Raw genomic sequence first — 15,891 nt, 5'->3', positions numbered from 1 at the left:
CGGCGGCGCGCGGCGCTATCACGGCGGGGCCGAATACCTACAGAGGACGCCTCATGATCCGCATTTCTGCCCTGCTTGCCGCCTTCGCGCTGCTCACTGCCTGCGGTGAAACCCGGCTGGACGAAGCGCCCGAGGATCTGGGGGCGTTCCAGGCCCGGGTCACTCATGTCTACACCGAAAAGGCGCTGCAATGGCCGCTGTCGCGCAACGCCGACCACAGCGAATGGACCGCCCCGATCGAGAATGCGCTGAACACCCGGCTGCGGCGCTACGCGGGCACCCAGCAATACGATGTGGCGGTGACGCTCGAAGGCTTCATGCTGGCACCGCCCGGCGTGCCGGTGCTGTTCTCTCCCAAAAGCGCGGTGGTGGTGAACGTGTTTGTCTATGACGTGGCGAACAAGAAATTCCTCGCCAAGAAGCACCAAATGGAAATCTTCGAAAGCACCACCGGCGAAAGCGCGGTGCTGGGGTCGGGCCATGCCCGCACCAAGGAACAGCAGATCCAGGGGCTGGCGGTCAATATCGCCGACAAGGTCGAGGAATGGATGGCCGAAAACCACAAGGAGCAGGGCTGGTTCGCACCGCGCCCCGCGGCGGGCGTTGCAAGCGCGGCAGCAGCGGCTGCGGCGGAGCCGGTCCCGGCTGGCTGAGCCCGGTGATTTCCGCTTCTGTCAAGCAGGAACGGGTTGATTTTTGCGCGCAAACCAAATAATCCGCCCGCGCAGAGGAAACCGGGTCAACGCTGACCCCTCATTTCAAAAGGCGCCCAAGGCATGGCTAAGGAAAAGTTTGAACGTAATAAACCGCACGTCAACATCGGCACCATCGGCCACGTTGACCACGGCAAGACCACGCTGACCGCAGCGATCACCAAATACTTTGGTGACTTCAAAGCCTACGACCAGATCGACGGCGCACCGGAAGAAAAAGCCCGCGGCATCACCATCTCGACCGCGCACGTCGAGTATGAGACCGAAGCGCGCCACTATGCGCACGTCGACTGCCCCGGCCACGCCGACTACGTCAAGAACATGATCACCGGCGCGGCCCAGATGGACGGCGCGATCCTGGTTGTGAACGCAGCCGACGGCCCGATGCCGCAGACCCGCGAGCACATCCTGCTGGGCCGCCAGGTTGGCATCCCGAAGATGGTCGTGTTCATGAACAAGGTTGACCAGGTCGACGACGAAGAGCTGCTGGAGCTCGTCGAAATGGAAATCCGCGAGCTGCTGTCGTCCTACGACTACCCGGGCGACGATATCCCGATCATCGCGGGTTCCGCGCTGGCGGCGATGGAAGGCCGTGATCCGGAAATCGGCGAAGAGAAGATCAAGGCGCTGATGGCGGCTGTCGACGAATACATCGACACCCCCGCACGTGCGGTTGACCAGCCGTTCCTGATGCCGATCGAAGACGTGTTCTCGATCTCCGGCCGCGGCACCGTTGTGACCGGCCGTGTGGAGCGTGGCGTGATCAACGTGGGCGACTCGATCGAGATCGTCGGCATCCGCGACACCCAGACCACCACCTGCACCGGTGTGGAAATGTTCCGCAAGCTGCTGGACCGCGGTGAAGCGGGCGACAACATCGGCGCGCTGCTGCGCGGCATCGACCGTGAAGGCGTTGAGCGCGGCCAGGTTCTGTGCGCGCCGAAATCGGTGAAGCCGCACACCAAGTTCGAAGCCGAAGCCTATATCCTGACCAAGGAAGAAGGCGGCCGCCACACCCCGTTCTTCGCGAACTACCGTCCGCAGTTCTACTTCCGCACCACCGACGTGACCGGCACCGTGACCCTGCCGGAAGGCACCGAGATGGTGATGCCGGGCGACAACCTGAAGTTCGGCGTTGAGCTGATCGCGCCGATCGCGATGGAAGACGGCCTGCGCTTCGCCATCCGCGAAGGCGGCCGCACCGTCGGCGCTGGCGTTGTTTCCAAAATCATCGAGTGATTTTGGAAACGGTGGCGGCAGGCGGTTTTCCGCAGGAAAACCGCTGAGAGCCACACGGTTCTGATCTAAGAGAGGGCCGCCTTCGGGCGGCCCTTTTCTTTTGGAATAACGCCTGAACAGGGCAGGGACCGGCCTGGGGCCGGAGGCCGTCCTGCAAAAGCTTCGGTGGAGCTTTTGAGGCCGCAGGGAGCGCCAGCTCCGGGTGCAATGCAATCGCGCCCGCCCATCTTTCTAAAGGCAGGCCTCCGGTTCGGCGCACGCCGGGCGCGGCCCGAACGCGCGGCGTCCGGGCGGGGGCCTGCAAGCGGCCTACTTCCCTCTTAACGCTCTCATGAACATCAGCCTTGCGGGAATTTCCAGCAGGCTGTGATTGGTGTTTTCCGGAGTCGCCTCAATCCGGTATCTTCCGGTGGCCAGCCGGGCCGAAGCAACTTCCAGCCCGAATTCTTCGTTGAGAATCATATGAACACTTGGCCTCAGGTTCGATTGCTCAAAGACCAGTTCATCCCGACCGCTGCTCCATTCATAGATTTTCACGGTGAAGCTGAGAAGGTTGGGATCATCCGTTGTCTGATTGGGCGGGCTGACATCGTACCCGTTTCTGGTAAGCTCCGAATAAAGATCCGGGTTCTTCTGCAGCATTAGATACAAGCCGTATTCATTCGGCCAGAGAACCTTTGCCTCCAGTGAAACTGTGTTGCGGGACCCGAGATCGATTTCCGCCTCCGCCCGGGCCTCGCTGCAGATCAGGAAAGCGGCAGAAATGGCGCAGAACGCTGTGGCGCGCAGAAGGCGCAGGGTGATGGACTGCAACTTGACCTGTGGAAATTCAAATTGAAGAAATGAACGCTGGTTCCAGCCAGCGTTTCGCATCTTTTGGTTGAATGCAATCTGGTGTGGTCTTTTCCAGATCAAAAACCAGCGAATTTCTGGCAGACGATCTGCGTGCTCGCGAGGTGCATTGTGTTCGTAGGGTGGGCACTCAGCCCGCCGCAAACGCCCGCTCAGCCCGCCTTCGTCTTTGGATCCTCACTGCCGCGCCCCGCCGACGCATCCGCGGCATCGGTAATAGCATCCAGCGATGCCTCCAGGCTCAGCCGCAATGTTTCCACCTCATCTTCGCCGAGCTTCTTCGGCACCTCATCGGTCCATTCCCGGCACAACAGTACGCCGCGGGAAAACGGCAGCGGCAGCATCTGCCGGTCCCAGGTTGGCAGCTTCATCACCTTCTTTTCGGCAAAGGCGACGGTGAAAACCCGGCAGCCGGTCATCCGGGCCCAGACCACCGGCACGGTGGAAGAGACCCGTGCAGGCCCGCGCGGACCGTCGGCGGCAATGCCGATGGAACAGCCGTCTTTGGTGCGGCGCAGCACCTCGCGCGACAGGGCGACGTGGCGCTTGTGGCTCGACATCGGGACGGTCTCAAACCCCAGCCGCACCAGGATCTGCCCGGCCAGCCGCCCGGCCCGCGCAGACGAGGTCAGCGCGCAGATGCGGCCCAGCGAGGTGTCGAACAGATAGGGCGCCATGATCAGCCGCTGGTGCCACAGCACAAAGATCACCGGCTCGCCGCGGCGGACGCAGGCGTCCATCTCCTCAAAGCCGCTCCGCTGCCAACGCGAGGTGCGGAAGGCGAATCGCACATAGGCGGCAAACAGCCCTTCGATGGCGCGGTTAACCCGGGGGCTGTCGGCGAATTTCTTTCTCAGGCTCACGGTTTCAGGCTCGTTTCCAAGGGATTGGCGGGCCACGCTGCCCGTATTCCGGCCCGTCTTAGCGCATGGGCGGGTCCGGGCAAAGCCCGCGGCCCGCAAACCGCCGCACGGCACGCAGAAAATCGGATTTCCCTCTTGCCACCGCGGCGCGGCTGCCTTAGGACATGCCGCACCACAGGGGTATAGCTCAGTTGGTAGAGCGACGGTCTCCAAAACCGTAGGTCGCGGGTTCGAACCCTGCTGCCCCTGCCAGTCTCCCGAAAATCCGAAAGCTCAGGCCGCCCACGGCGGGTGGACGGCGCTTGTGCGTTACCCCTGAGGCGCCTGCGTGCCGGAGAGTGTCAGGTGGCTGGGGGAAACACCTCGCAAAAACTGGTCATAAGCCGCGTCATAAGCGCTCTCGATCTGCCTGGCGCACCGCGCGGCTGAGAACAGGGGGGCGTCCTGCTGCCGCTCACGGAGCTTGCGTTTAATAGCAGCACAGGCCTCCGGATCCGCGGCCAGTGCCGCAGCTTTTGCCTCATAGTCTTCCGCGCTGTCTGCGATCAGCTCCGGCATTCCGGCGGCTTGCAGCAGGCTTGCTCCAGTGCGGGCGGCAAACTGCTGGCCGGGCAGGGTGAGCACCGGCACCCCGGCGGCCAGCGCATCGCGGGCGGCAGCGCTGGCATTGACGGTGAAGGTGTCGAGGCACAGGCCGGCCAGCGTCAGCCGGGCAAGATGCTCCGTGCGCTCTGCAGGCCGGGCAAAGACCAGCCTGTCCGGGTCGACACCGCGGGCGGCCGCGGCGCGGCGCAGGTTCGAGACGGCGTGCGCGCCGTGGTCCAGCAGCCACAGCACGCTGTCCGGGGTGCTGCACAGCAGGCGCATCCAGATACCGAATTCCTGCGGCGTGATCTGGCTGGCCGGGGCAAAGCTGCAGAAGACAAAGCCCGTGTCCGGCAAACCGCAATCCGCCCGCTCCGCGCCGCTGGCGGCTACCGCCGCGGTCACCGCCAGGCAGCTGTCCGGCAGGCGCAGCAGATGTTCGTTGTGGTACCGCTCGCTGCCGGGCGGGCAGGTGGTGCTGTCGCTGAGCAGATAGTCAAAGGCCGCGGTTCCCATGGTGCCGGGGTATCCGGGCCAGGCGATATGCAAGGGCGCCAGCCTGGCGCTGAACAGGCCGCTCCGGTTGCCGCCGCAATAGCCTGACAGGTCAACGGCGATGTCTAGCCCGTCGGCCTTGACGGCGGCGGCCCCGCCTGAGGTTCCGTCCAGTATGCGCAAGCAAGAGACAGAGCTGCGGAGCGTAGCGGCGGTTTCCTCCGCAAGCCCCGGGCCTGTGGCATAGGCAAAGACTTCGAACCGGCTGCGGTCGTGTGCGGCGAAAATTGCCGCATGATGGCTCAGCACGTCTTCGGCGTCGCGGGCAGAGAAGACATACCCGGCCTTCAGCCGTTCCGGCCGCTGCGGCGCGGGCGGGGCGGTTTGCGGCTCCACCTCGGGGAACACCTCGCTGGCATAGGCCTGCGCCCGCACCCGCAGCAGGTCCGGGTTGTCCTCCATCACCATCAGCGCGCTGGGATCGCAGCCGCTGCTGCGCAGCCCCAGAAGGCGGCGGTACTCCTCGTACTCCTGCACCCAGCGCCAGTCGCAAAGCTCTGCCAGGACATGCAGCCGCTGCGTGCGGGCGCGGTCGTCGGACGGGGAGGCCCGGAGGATTTTGTCAAAGCACGGCAGCGCATCCGCAGGACGGCCCCCGGCCTTCAGCAGAAGGCCCAGCTGGAACTGCGCCTCGGCCAGTTCCGGCTGCAGAGCCACGGCGCGGGTGTAGTGGTCCTCGGCCTCTTCCACAGCGCCGAGCTTCTGCAGCAGGCCGGCCAGGGTGAGGTGCAGCGCGGCATCGCCGGGGGCCAGCGCAACCGCCCGGTGCAGCGCTGCGGCAGCCTCTGAGCTGCGCCCCTGAAGCGGCAGCGCCTCGGCCAGGCTGCGCAGCGCCAGCAGGCAATCGGCATCCAGCGCCAGCGCCTTGCGGTACAGTGCCACGGCATTCTCCAGCTGCCCGCGCGCCATGTGAACCTGACCCATCGCGGCATAGGTGCCCGCTTCCTTGGCGTCGATGCCGCAGGCCTTGTTCAGACAGGTGGCCGCATTGTCGAGATGGCCGGCGGCCAGGTGGCAGCGGCCAAGGAAGTCCCACAGGAAATGCGACTCGCGGAAGGTCTTTAGCAGGGCGCCGCAGCTGTCGGCAGCCTCAAACGGCCGCCCGGCCGCCAGCGCCGCCTCCAGCTCCGCCTTGGTGTCTGCGGATGGCTCGCGCTGCTCCCGCAGGCGGCCGCGCAGCGAATCCAGGGCCTGCAGGGCGCGGGCATTCTTCGGGTTGCGGGCGAGAATTCCGGCGTAGGCGAGCACGGCATCTTCGAACTTGGCATCACGTTCAAACTGCTCGGCCTGGGAGAGGGTATGTGCGGGTGTCATGGCATCCTGTCTCACTGAAACACACGGGAGGGCGCCTGCGCGGCACGCGTCACGCACCGGGGCTTCTGAGGACAGTTTTGCGCGAAGTGGATTAAAAATGGATTGACCGGGGCCGATCCGCTGCAGCGGTGCCGGGCACAGGGCTTGAATTCAGCGGCAGCACCGGTTAAATCGCCTGCACTGCTAGCAGAGAGACTCCCCCAGCATGGCGACTATCAACCCAGTTCAGTTCATCCAGCAGGTGCGTGCCGAAGTGTCCAAGGTCGTTTGGCCGACCCGGCGCGAGGTGCTGCTGACCACAGTCATGGTGTTTATCATGGCGGCCCTGACAGCGCTGTTCTTCGCGCTGGTCGACCTGCTGATCCGCTATGGCCTGCAGGGCCTTCTGGGGATGTTCGGCTAAGCCTGCAGCGGTATGACGGCTCCGGGGCCGCGGCTGCTGCGCTGCACTTGATCTTGGCGGCAATGGGCGGTACCTGAGCAGGAACTATTGAGGCGGGCGTGCAGCGATTCGGTTTGCACGCCGCTTTTTGTTGGAGAGCGCAGCTTCCGGGCTGCAACGGAATGATTACGCAGCGGCGCGGCACCGGCCCGCCCTGCAGAACAAGGACAACGGTTCATGGCGAAACGGTGGTACTCGGTCAGCGTTCTTTCGAACTTCGAAAAGAAAATCGCAGAGCAGATCCGCACCGCGGTCGCCGAGCAGGGGCTCGAGGACGAAATTGACGAGGTGCTGGTCCCGACCGAAGAGGTGATCGAGATCCGCCGCGGCAAGAAGGTCTCGACCGAGCGCCGCTTCATGCCCGGCTACGTGCTGGTGCATATGGAAATGTCCGACCGCGGCTATCACCTGATTTCCTCGATCAACCGCGTCACCGGCTTCCTGGGCCCGCAGGGCCGCCCGATGCCGATGCGCGACGCAGAGGTGCAGGGCATCCTGGGCCGTGTCGAGGAAGGCGTCGAGGCGCCGCGCACCCTGATCCACTTCGAGATCGGCGAGAAGGTCAAGGTCAACGACGGCCCGTTCGAGGATTTCGACGGCATGGTCGAAGAGGTCGACGAGGACAACCAGAAGCTCAAGGTCACCGTGTCGATCTTCGGCCGCGAAACCCCGGTCGAGCTGGACTTTGCCCAGGTGACCAAGCAGGGGTGATTGGCGGCTGGCGGATTGCTCGCGCCACGGAATTCGAGGCGCCGCGTTGGGTTCAACGCGGCGTTTTTTGTTTGGCAGGGATGTTTCTGATGCTGTTTCAGTCTGATAGAGTGCTTGCCAAGTCTGCGCGCAGCCGTTTTTTTACTTAAGCCAGCCAGACCGGGGAATGAAGTTCTCATGCCCGGTGTTGGGCAGATTGGAATTCCATCTGATGCGCCCGCTGCGGCGGTCAAGCGATCCGATGATCAATCCAAGGGCAGTCGGCACTGCCTGGCACAAAAGAACAGCCCCCATCAAAATACCAATAACGAATGCGATGTCGCTCCAAGATCCGATGCCCGCAGCCACGTCGCTAAAGATGGTTCGCGATACGTCTGATGCACTCAAAGCGCTTAGAAGGGCGACCCAGAGAACTGCCCGACCGAAATGGCGTATGATCAAGCTGCTCTTTACTCCCTGTTGAGCGAGCCCCCTGAAGAACCTGAAGTTCGCTCGCGGATTAAGTGACAGGGTGGCGATTTGCAGAAGGGGGCCGATGCCTGGTGTTTTCTGAAAATCTTGCAAGACCCCCGATGGAGGTCCTAAGGAAATGCGTTTGCTTGCCTCTACAAACCTCTCAATACTCGCTTGCTCTGCAACCGCCGATGCTTCCTCTGATACATTTCTATTTTGCTTGCCGGAAAGGGACGCAAAGCTTGTGCCAGAAGGCCAAGCCTTCACTTCTACCATGTCTTCATGGTTTTTTGGGGAGTGCGGAGTGGACAGAATTCCTTTGTTAGTCTGCCATAACTGCCGAGTAGCACTTTGGTCACCGTCGCTCTGAAACTCAAAAAGGTAGAAGCACCAGCACACCCCCTTTTTCTGCAGTTGCTTCACTTGCTCAAATGCGAAACTTTTGTTGAAGGCCTTATCTGCTTTGGCAGCAGAAAGCGTCTTACGGTAGGTATCGGATTGGGTCAAAAGGCTGATCCAATAGCTGATGGCCTCCTTTTGAGGCAGGAGTTGAATGCCATAAGATTTGATCGCAGCGGGCCCTATCATGTTGAGCGGGATCTCATTGGCTGCAGCGGCCATGCGGAGGTGGAGTTTATCCAGTTCAGGCTGAAGCTCTCCCAAGCTTTCCATTGATAAGTCTGGGTGCTCAGTCTTATTTTGAGAAACGCTGGCCACCAGATCCACATAGTTCTGAAACACGTTTGCCGCTTGGTCAAACCCCATCCGGCGGAAACTCTCAGCCCTTTGGCGGTTCCAGACAACATCGTCAGCTTCATGGCCCGATCTCAGATCTTTTGCTGCATAAGCAAAGGTCATCAGGTCCTGCAGAAGGTATTCTTCATGGATGTCTTCCGCCAGGCTGAGCTCTTCTAGAAAGGCTTTGATTTTGTCACATTTGACAAAGCGGTCATTTATGTCGGCTAGACTGCCGAGATGAGATTTTAGAGTTTTGAAAGAATTTTGGGAGCTGTTCGGCACCACGATTTTCGTATCAATCACTTCAAAGCTCCGTACATGAAGTCTGTTAGGTTTGAATGCGCCGCAAATCTCACATATGAGGGGGCGGAGTCCAAGCTTGCAGCTTTCTGTCCCTGTTGGCTTGCCAACGCCCGCATTCCCCTATACATGCCGCTCCTATCGTCTTCGGGCGAGATTCTCTCGTGGGAGATCAAGGGATCGCGATCCTGACATCCGACCACGCAACATTCTCCGGGCAGGACGCGTCCTGTCCTCGTTGAAAGGAAAACCAAATGGCTAAGAAGCTTGTTGGTTCGATGAAGCTGCAGGTTCCTGCAGGTCAGGCAAACCCCTCTCCGCCGGTCGGCCCGGCCCTGGGTCAGCGCGGCATCAACATCATGGAATTCTGCAAGGCGTTCAACGCCAAGACCGCAGACATGGAGCCCGGTGCGCCGTGCCCGACCGTGATCACCTACTATCAGGACAAGTCCTTCACCATGGACATCAAGACGCCGCCCGCGTCTTACTACCTGAAGAAGGCGGCCAAGGTGAAATCCGGCGCGAACAACCCTTCGCGTGAAACCGTCGGCACCGTGACCGTGGCCCAGGTGAAAGAGATCGCCGAAGCCAAGATGAAAGATCTGAACGCCAACGACATCGAAGGCGCAATGCAGATCATCCTGGGCTCTGCCCGCTCCATGGGCATCGAGGTGAAGTAAGATGGCAAAGCTCGGTAAACGTACCCGCGCCGCGCGCGAAGCCTTCGCCGGCAAGGAAAACCTGTCGGTCGAGGAGGCCGTTGCCCTGATCAAGGCCAACGCCTCTGCCAAATTCGACGAAACCGTCGAGATCGCCATGAACCTCGGCGTTGACACCCGCCACGCAGACCAGATGGTCCGCGGCGTGGTCGGCCTGCCGAACGGCACCGGCAAAGACATGCGCGTTGCAGTCTTCGCCCGCGGCGCCAAGGCGGACGAAGCCACCGCGGCCGGCGCTGACATCGTTGGCGCAGAGGACCTGATGGAAGCGATCCAGGGCGGCAAGATCGACTTTGACCGCTGCATCGCGACCCCGGACATGATGCCCGTCGTCGGCCGTCTGGGTAAGATCCTCGGCCCGCGCAACCTGATGCCGAACCCGAAAGTCGGCACTGTGACCATGGATGTGAAAGCGGCCGTGGAAGCAGCCAAGGGCGGCGAAGTGCAGTTCAAGGCGGAAAAAGGCGGCGTCGTGCACGCAGGCGTCGGCAAAGCGTCCTTTGACGAAGCCAAGCTGGTCGAGAACGTCCGTGCCTTCGTTTCGGCTGTGGCCAAAGCCAAGCCGTCGGGCGCAAAGGGCGCCTACATGAAAAAGATCAACCTGTCCTCGACCATGGGTCCGGGCATCACGGTTGACGTGGACAACGCTGTCACCGAATAATCGGGCGCACAGCTGATGCCAGAAGGGCGGCTCCGCAAGGGCCGCCCTTTTTCTGTCCCGGCGGACCCCCGCGCGCAGGCGCATTTTCCAAATTCGCTCTTGGAAATCCCCGCCAATGGGGCTAACTACGGCCTTGAGATAAAGCGTGCGATTCGTCGTGCGCTTTATTTCATTTCGTCCAAGATGGTGGGTGGCCTCCGATCGGGCCTTAATTTCCCTCCTGAGACGGGTACAGACCAAGAAGATCGGGGGTTTTCAATCCCTCGGGCGGATTTGGCTCATCCCGTAAAACGGACCTGAACGCCGGTTCATCTGGGCCGGCAAATATGAGCCGGGATGCGCAAGCATCCCTAACTTGGAGAGAACTGTGGATAGAGCCCAGAAAGAGAAAGTGGTCGAGGAACTCGGCCAGATCTTCGAAAGCTCTGGCGTCGTGGTGGTTGCTCACTACGCCGGTCTGACAGTTGCTGAGATGCAGGATCTGCGCGCACGTGCCCGTGACGCGAACAGCTCCGTGCGTGTTGCCAAGAACAGGCTCGCCAAAATCGCCCTCGAGGGTAAGCCGTGTGAAAGCATGGCCGGCCTGCTGACAGGGATGACCGTTCTGACCTACTCCGAAGATCCCGTGTCCGCCGCCAAGGTGGCCGAGGATTTCGCCAAGGATAACAAAAAGTTTGAGATCCTCGGCGGTGCAATGGGTGAGAACGCTCTGGACCGTGCCGGTGTCGAAGCCGTGTCGAAAATGCCGTCCCGCGACGAGCTTATTGCTCAGATCGCAAGCTGCATTGGCGCACCTGCTTCCAACATCGCCGGCGCGATTGGCGCACCTGCAAGCAACATCGCAAGCATCCTTTCGACCATCGAAGAGAAGGCGGAAGCTGCGTAAGCGGTTGGCACTGAATGGCTGGCGTGTGGCACAAGCCCGCACGTTGGAACACACATACTGTAAACGGAAAGAGCTGATACAATGGCTGATCTGAAAGCACTCGCAGAAAGCATCGTGGGTCTGACCCTGCTGGAAGCACAAGAACTGAAAACCATCCTGAAAGACGAATACGGCATCGAGCCCGCAGCAGGCGGCGCAGTTGTCATGGCAGCTGGCGGCGACGCTGGCGGTGCAGCTGAAGAAGAAAAGACCGAATTCGACGTCGTTCTGAAGAACGCCGGCGCTTCCAAGATCAACGTGATCAAAGAAGTTCGCGGCATCACCGGCCTGGGCCTGAAAGAAGCCAAGGAACTGGTTGAAGCCGGCGGCAAAATCAAAGAAGGCGTGTCCAAGGACGAAGCAGAAGACATCAAAGGCAAGCTGGAAGCAGCTGGCGCCGAAGTCGAGCTGGCCTAAGACCTGCATCTGGTGCATTCCTGATGCATCGGAAATTTGGCTGGGTCCGGAGTTTTCCGGGCCCAGCCGAACCTGTCTTAAAAAGGGCCTCAGGCAAGAGGCGCTTTTTCAGGCGAGGTTCAAGGGATCGGGAGGCTGCCTTCGGGACGGTGGCCATGAATTGATCCGAACGCGCTGTCTCGTATGGGCAAGGTGCCGGGGCCCGGCGGCAACCTTGACCGGTGAGAACTCGGAAAGGTGACATCTGACATGGCTCAATCGTTCCTTGGCCAGAAACGTCTACGTAAATACTACGGCAAAATCCGCGAAGTGCTGGAAATGCCGAACCTCATTGAGGTGCAGAAATCTTCCTACGATCTGTTCCTGCGCTCCGGCGATGCAGCAGAGCCGCTTGACGGCGAAGGCATCAAAGGTGTGTTCCAGTCGGTCTTCCCGATCAAGGACTTCAACGAAACCTCCGTTTTGGAGTTCGTGAAGTACTCTTTCGAGAAGCCGAAATACGACGTCGAAGAATGCATGCAGCGCGACATGACCTACAGCGCGCCGCTGAAGGTGACCCTGCGCCTGATCGTCTTTGATGTCGACGAGGACACCGGCGCCAAGTCCGTGAAGGACATCAAGGAGCAGGACGTCTTCATGGGCGACATGCCCCTGATGACCCCGAACGGCACCTTCATCGTGAACGGCACCGAGCGCGTGATCGTGTCCCAGATGCACCGCTCGCCGGGCGTGTTCTTCGACCACGACAAGGGCAAGACCCACTCCTCGGGCAAGCTGCTGTTTGCCTGCCGCATCATCCCGTACCGCGGCTCCTGGCTCGACTTCGAATTCGACGCCAAGGACATCGTCTTTGCCCGTATCGACCGCCGCCGCAAGCTGCCGGTGACCACGCTGCTGTATGCCCTGGGCCTGGACCAGGAAGGCATCATGGATGCCTACTACAACACCGTCAACTTCAAGCTTGAAAAGTCCCGCGGCTGGGTCACCCCCTTCTTCCCCGAGCGCGTGCGCGGCACCCGCCCGACCTATGACCTGGTGGACGCTGCCACCGGCGAAATCATCTGCGAAGCGGGCAAGAAAGTTACCCCGCGCGCCGTCAAGAAGATGATCGAAGAAGGCACCATCACCGAGCTGCTGGTGCCCTTCGAGCACATCGTCGGCAAGTTCGTCGCCAAGGACATCATCAACGAAGACAACGGCGCCATCTACGTCGAAGCCGGCGATGAGCTGACCCTGGAGTACGACAAGGATGGCGACCTGATCGGCGGCTCCCTGAAAGAGCTGCTGGATGCGGGCATCACCGACATTCCGGTGCTGGACATCGACAACGTCAACGTCGGCCCGTACATGCGCAACACCATGGCGCAGGACAAGAACCGGACCCGCGAAAGCGCGCTCATGGACATCTACCGTGTGATGCGCCCGGGCGAGCCGCCCACCGTCGAGGCCGCGTCGGCCCTGTTCGACACCCTGTTCTTCGACTCTGAGCGTTACGACCTGTCCGCTGTCGGCCGCGTGAAGATGAACATGCGCCTGGCGCTCGACGCCGAGGACACCCAGCGCACCCTGCGCAAGGAAGACATCGTCGCCTGTGTCAAGGCGCTGGTTGACCTGCGCGACGGCCGCGGCGATATCGACGACATCGACCACCTGGGCAACCGCCGCGTGCGGTCCGTCGGCGAGCTGATGGAAAACCAGTACCGCGTCGGCCTCCTGCGCATGGAGCGTGCGATCAAGGAGCGGATGTCCTCCGTCGAGATCGACACCGTGATGCCGCAGGACCTGATCAACGCGAAACCGGCAGCAGCCGCGGTGCGCGAATTCTTCGGCTCCTCGCAGCTGTCGCAGTTCATGGACCAGACCAACCCGCTGTCGGAAGTCACCCACAAACGCCGCCTGTCGGCGCTTGGCCCGGGCGGCCTGACCCGCGAGCGCGCGGGCTTTGAGGTCCGCGACGTTCACCCGACCCACTATGGCCGGATGTGCCCGATTGAGACCCCGGAAGGCCCGAACATCGGTCTGATCAACTCGCTGGCAACCTTTGCCCGGGTGAACAAGTACGGCTTCATCGAAACGCCCTACCGCGTGGTGAAAGAAGGACAGGTGACCGACGAGGTTCACTACATGTCCGCCACCGAGGAAATGCGTCACACCGTGGCGCAGGCAAACGCCTCGCTGGATGAAAACGGCAAGTTCATCAACGACCTGGTGTCGACCCGCCAGTCGGGTGACTACACCCTGGCGCCAAACGAAAGCGTTGACCTGATCGACGTGAGCCCCAAGCAGCTGGTCTCGGTTGCGGCCTCGCTGATCCCGTTCCTGGAAAACGACGACGCCAACCGCGCTCTGATGGGCTCGAACATGCAGCGTCAGGCGGTTCCGCTGCTGCGCGCAGAGGCGCCGCTGGTCGGCACCGGCATCGAGGAAAAGGTTGCGATCGACTCCGGTGCGGCCATCCAGGCGAAACGCGCGGGCATCATCGACCAGGTCGATGCGCAGCGTATCGTGATCCGGGCCACCGAAGACCTGGAGCTGGGCGATGCGGGCGTCGACATCTACCGCATGCGCAAATTCCAGCGCTCGAACCAGAACACCTGTATCAACCAGCGTCCGCTGGTGAAGGTGGGCGACACCGTGACCAAGGGCGAAGTCATCGCCGACGGTCCGTCGACCGATATGGGCGAACTGGCTCTGGGCAAGAACGTGGTCGTCGCGTTTATGCCGTGGAACGGCTACAACTACGAAGACTCCATCCTGATCTCCGAGCGCATCGCGCGTGACGACGTCTTCACCTCGGTTCACATCGAGGAATTCGAAGTCGCCGCCCGTGACACCAAGCTCGGGCCGGAAGAAATCACCCGCGACATCCCCAACGTCGGCGAGGAGGCCCTGCGCAACCTCGACGAAGCGGGCATCGTCTACATCGGCGCCGATGTGGAGCCGGGCGACATTCTGGTCGGGAAGATCACTCCGAAGGGCGAAAGCCCGATGACCCCGGAAGAGAAGCTCTTGCGCGCCATCTTCGGCGAGAAGGCTTCCGACGTGCGCGACACCTCGCTGCGCGTGAAACCGGGCGACTACGGCACTGTGGTCGAGGTCCGCGTCTTCAACCGCCACGGCGTGGAGAAAGACGAGCGTGCGCTGCAGATCGAGCGTGAGGAAGTCGAGCGTCTGGCCCGTGACCGGGACGACGAGTTGGCGATCCTGGACCGCAACATCTATGCCCGCCTGCGCGGCATGATCCTGGGCAAAGTGGCTGTCAAAGGCCCGAAAGGCGTGCGTGCCGGCACCGAAATCACCGAGGATCTGCTGGACTCCCTGTCCCGCGGCCAGTGGTGGATGCTGGCGCTGGAAGACGAGCAGGACGCCCAGGTGGTCGAGGCCCTGAACGAGCAGTACGAGGCGCAGAAGCGCGCCCTGGACGCACGTTTCGAGGACAAGGTCGAGAAGGTCCGCCGCGGCGACGACCTGCCGCCGGGTGTGATGAAGATGGTCAAGGTCTTTATCGCGGTGAAGCGCAAGCTGCAGCCGGGCGACAAGATGGCCGGCCGTCACGGCAACAAGGGTGTGATCTCGAAAGTGGTGCCGATGGAGGACATGCCGTTCCTCGCCGACGGTACCCCGGTCGACTTCTGCCTCAACCCGCTGGGCGTGCCGTCGCGTATGAACGTCGGCCAGATCCTGGAGACCCACATGGGCTGGGCCGCGCGCGGCCTCGGCATCAAGGTGGATGACGCGCTGCAGGAATACCGCCGCTCGGGCGACCTGACCCCGGTCCGTGAAGCGATGCACCATGCCTATGGCGACGACGTCTATGACGAAGGCATCGCCGGCATGTCCGAGGACGCGCTGATCGATGCTGCAAGAAACGTCACCCGCGGTGTGCCGATTGCGACTCCGGTCTTTGACGGCGCCAAGGAAGACGACGTCAACGACGCGCTGGTGCGTGCGGGCTTTGACCAATCCGGCCAGTCGGTCCTGTTCGACGGCCGCACCGGCGAGCAGTTCGCGCGCCCGGTCACCGTCGGCATCAAGTACCTGCTGAAGCTGCACCACCTGGTGGACGACAAGATCCACGCGCGTTCCACCGGCCCGTACTCGCTGGTTACCCAGCAGCCGCTGGGCGGTAAGGCGCAGTTCGGCGGTCAGCGCTTCGGTGAGATGGAAGTCTGGGCTCTGGAAGCCTATGGCGCCGCCTACACCCTGCAGGAGATGCTCACCGTGAAATCGGATGACGTCGCCGGCCGGACCAAGGTCTATGAGTCGATCGTCAAGGGCGAGGATAACTTCGAGGCGGGCGTGCCGGAATCGTTCAACGTTCTGGTGAAAGAAGTCCGCGGCCTCGGCCTGAACATGGAACTCCTGGATGCGGAGGTTGAGGAGTAAGGGCCCCGCGCCCTTCTC

At 61.9% G+C, this 15,891-nt stretch carries 13 protein-coding genes and 1 tRNA gene; 10 read left to right on the top strand and 4 right to left on the bottom strand.

Translation table 11 applies throughout. The annotated features are described in order from the left end of the window. Window positions 1–53 precede the first annotated feature (53 nt). Window positions 54–653, top strand: coding sequence for a hypothetical protein (locus R2C4_RS16160; protein ID WP_141891418.1), 600 nt, complete (start codon window positions 54–56; stop codon window positions 651–653). Window positions 654–776: 123 nt separating this feature from the next. Then, a complete protein-coding gene (gene tuf, locus R2C4_RS16155) occupies window positions 777–1,952 on the top strand; it encodes an elongation factor Tu (protein ID WP_008555140.1) in 1,176 nt (391 codons plus the stop codon). 309 nt (window positions 1,953–2,261) lie between these two features. Here tuf and R2C4_RS16150 read toward each other — a convergent pair whose 3' ends face one another. Then, window positions 2,262–2,867 (bottom strand): hypothetical protein, encoded by a 606-nt coding sequence (locus R2C4_RS16150; RefSeq protein ID WP_141891417.1) that lies wholly within the window; start codon window positions 2,865–2,867, stop codon window positions 2,262–2,264. Between the two features lie 89 nt (window positions 2,868–2,956). Continuing rightward, on the bottom strand, window positions 2,957–3,667 hold the full coding sequence (locus R2C4_RS16145; protein WP_141891416.1) for a lysophospholipid acyltransferase family protein: 711 nt from the start codon (window positions 3,665–3,667) through the stop codon (window positions 2,957–2,959). Window positions 3,668–3,843: 176 nt separating this feature from the next. Between R2C4_RS16145 and R2C4_RS16140 the strand changes: the two genes are divergently transcribed. Continuing rightward, a tRNA-Trp gene (locus R2C4_RS16140) sits at window positions 3,844–3,919 on the top strand. Window positions 3,920–3,976: 57 nt separating this feature from the next. Here R2C4_RS16140 and R2C4_RS16135 read toward each other — a convergent pair. Next, window positions 3,977–6,121: an O-linked N-acetylglucosamine transferase, SPINDLY family protein gene (locus tag R2C4_RS16135; RefSeq protein ID WP_141891415.1), complete on the bottom strand. Its 2,145-nt coding sequence runs from the start codon at window positions 6,119–6,121 to the stop codon at window positions 3,977–3,979. A 205-nt stretch (window positions 6,122–6,326) separates the two neighbouring features. Here R2C4_RS16135 and secE point away from each other — a divergent pair, with 205 nt between their 5' ends. Further along, a complete protein-coding gene (gene secE, locus R2C4_RS16130) occupies window positions 6,327–6,524 on the top strand; it encodes a preprotein translocase subunit SecE (protein ID WP_008554326.1) in 198 nt (65 codons plus the stop codon). A gap of 216 nt (window positions 6,525–6,740) precedes the next feature. Then, window positions 6,741–7,274: a transcription termination/antitermination protein NusG gene (gene nusG / locus R2C4_RS16125; RefSeq protein WP_141891414.1), complete on the top strand. Its 534-nt coding sequence runs from the start codon at window positions 6,741–6,743 to the stop codon at window positions 7,272–7,274. Window positions 7,275–7,415: 141 nt separating this feature from the next. On the opposite strand, the gene R2C4_RS16120 is transcribed toward nusG, so the two are convergent. Beyond that, the gene (locus R2C4_RS16120) at window positions 7,416–8,768 is read right to left on the bottom strand and encodes a hypothetical protein (RefSeq protein ID WP_141891413.1); all 1,353 of its coding nucleotides are present in this window, start codon (window positions 8,766–8,768) and stop codon (window positions 7,416–7,418) included. A 251-nt stretch (window positions 8,769–9,019) separates the two neighbouring features. On the opposite strand from R2C4_RS16120, the gene rplK reads away from it, so the two are divergent. From rplK to rpoB, 5 genes are all read left to right on the top strand, one after another. Further along, window positions 9,020–9,445 carry a 50S ribosomal protein L11 gene (rplK, locus tag R2C4_RS16115; RefSeq protein ID WP_008555829.1) on the top strand — a complete coding sequence of 142 codons (426 nt, stop codon included), beginning with the start codon at window positions 9,020–9,022 and terminating at the stop codon, window positions 9,443–9,445. Window position 9,446: 1 nt separating this feature from the next. After that, on the top strand, window positions 9,447–10,145 hold the full coding sequence (rplA, locus tag R2C4_RS16110) for a 50S ribosomal protein L1 (RefSeq protein ID WP_008553767.1): 699 nt from the start codon (window positions 9,447–9,449) through the stop codon (window positions 10,143–10,145). Window positions 10,146–10,512: 367 nt separating this feature from the next. After that, the gene (gene rplJ / locus R2C4_RS16105; protein ID WP_058286636.1) at window positions 10,513–11,031 is read left to right on the top strand and encodes a 50S ribosomal protein L10; all 519 of its coding nucleotides are present in this window, start codon (window positions 10,513–10,515) and stop codon (window positions 11,029–11,031) included. A gap of 81 nt (window positions 11,032–11,112) precedes the next feature. Beyond that, window positions 11,113–11,487: a 50S ribosomal protein L7/L12 gene (gene rplL / locus R2C4_RS16100; RefSeq protein WP_058286637.1), complete on the top strand. Its 375-nt coding sequence runs from the start codon at window positions 11,113–11,115 to the stop codon at window positions 11,485–11,487. A 249-nt stretch (window positions 11,488–11,736) separates the two neighbouring features. After that, window positions 11,737–15,873 carry a DNA-directed RNA polymerase subunit beta gene (rpoB, locus tag R2C4_RS16095; protein WP_141891412.1) on the top strand — a complete coding sequence of 1,379 codons (4,137 nt, stop codon included), beginning with the start codon at window positions 11,737–11,739 and terminating at the stop codon, window positions 15,871–15,873. Window positions 15,874–15,891 lie beyond the last annotated feature (18 nt).

The organism is Leisingera aquaemixtae (assembly GCF_006740765.1).
Lineage (GTDB): Bacteria > Pseudomonadota > Alphaproteobacteria > Rhodobacterales > Rhodobacteraceae > Leisingera > Leisingera aquaemixtae.
Note: the sequence above shows the minus strand (reverse complement) of the source record. Positions and strands in the feature narration are given on the sequence as shown.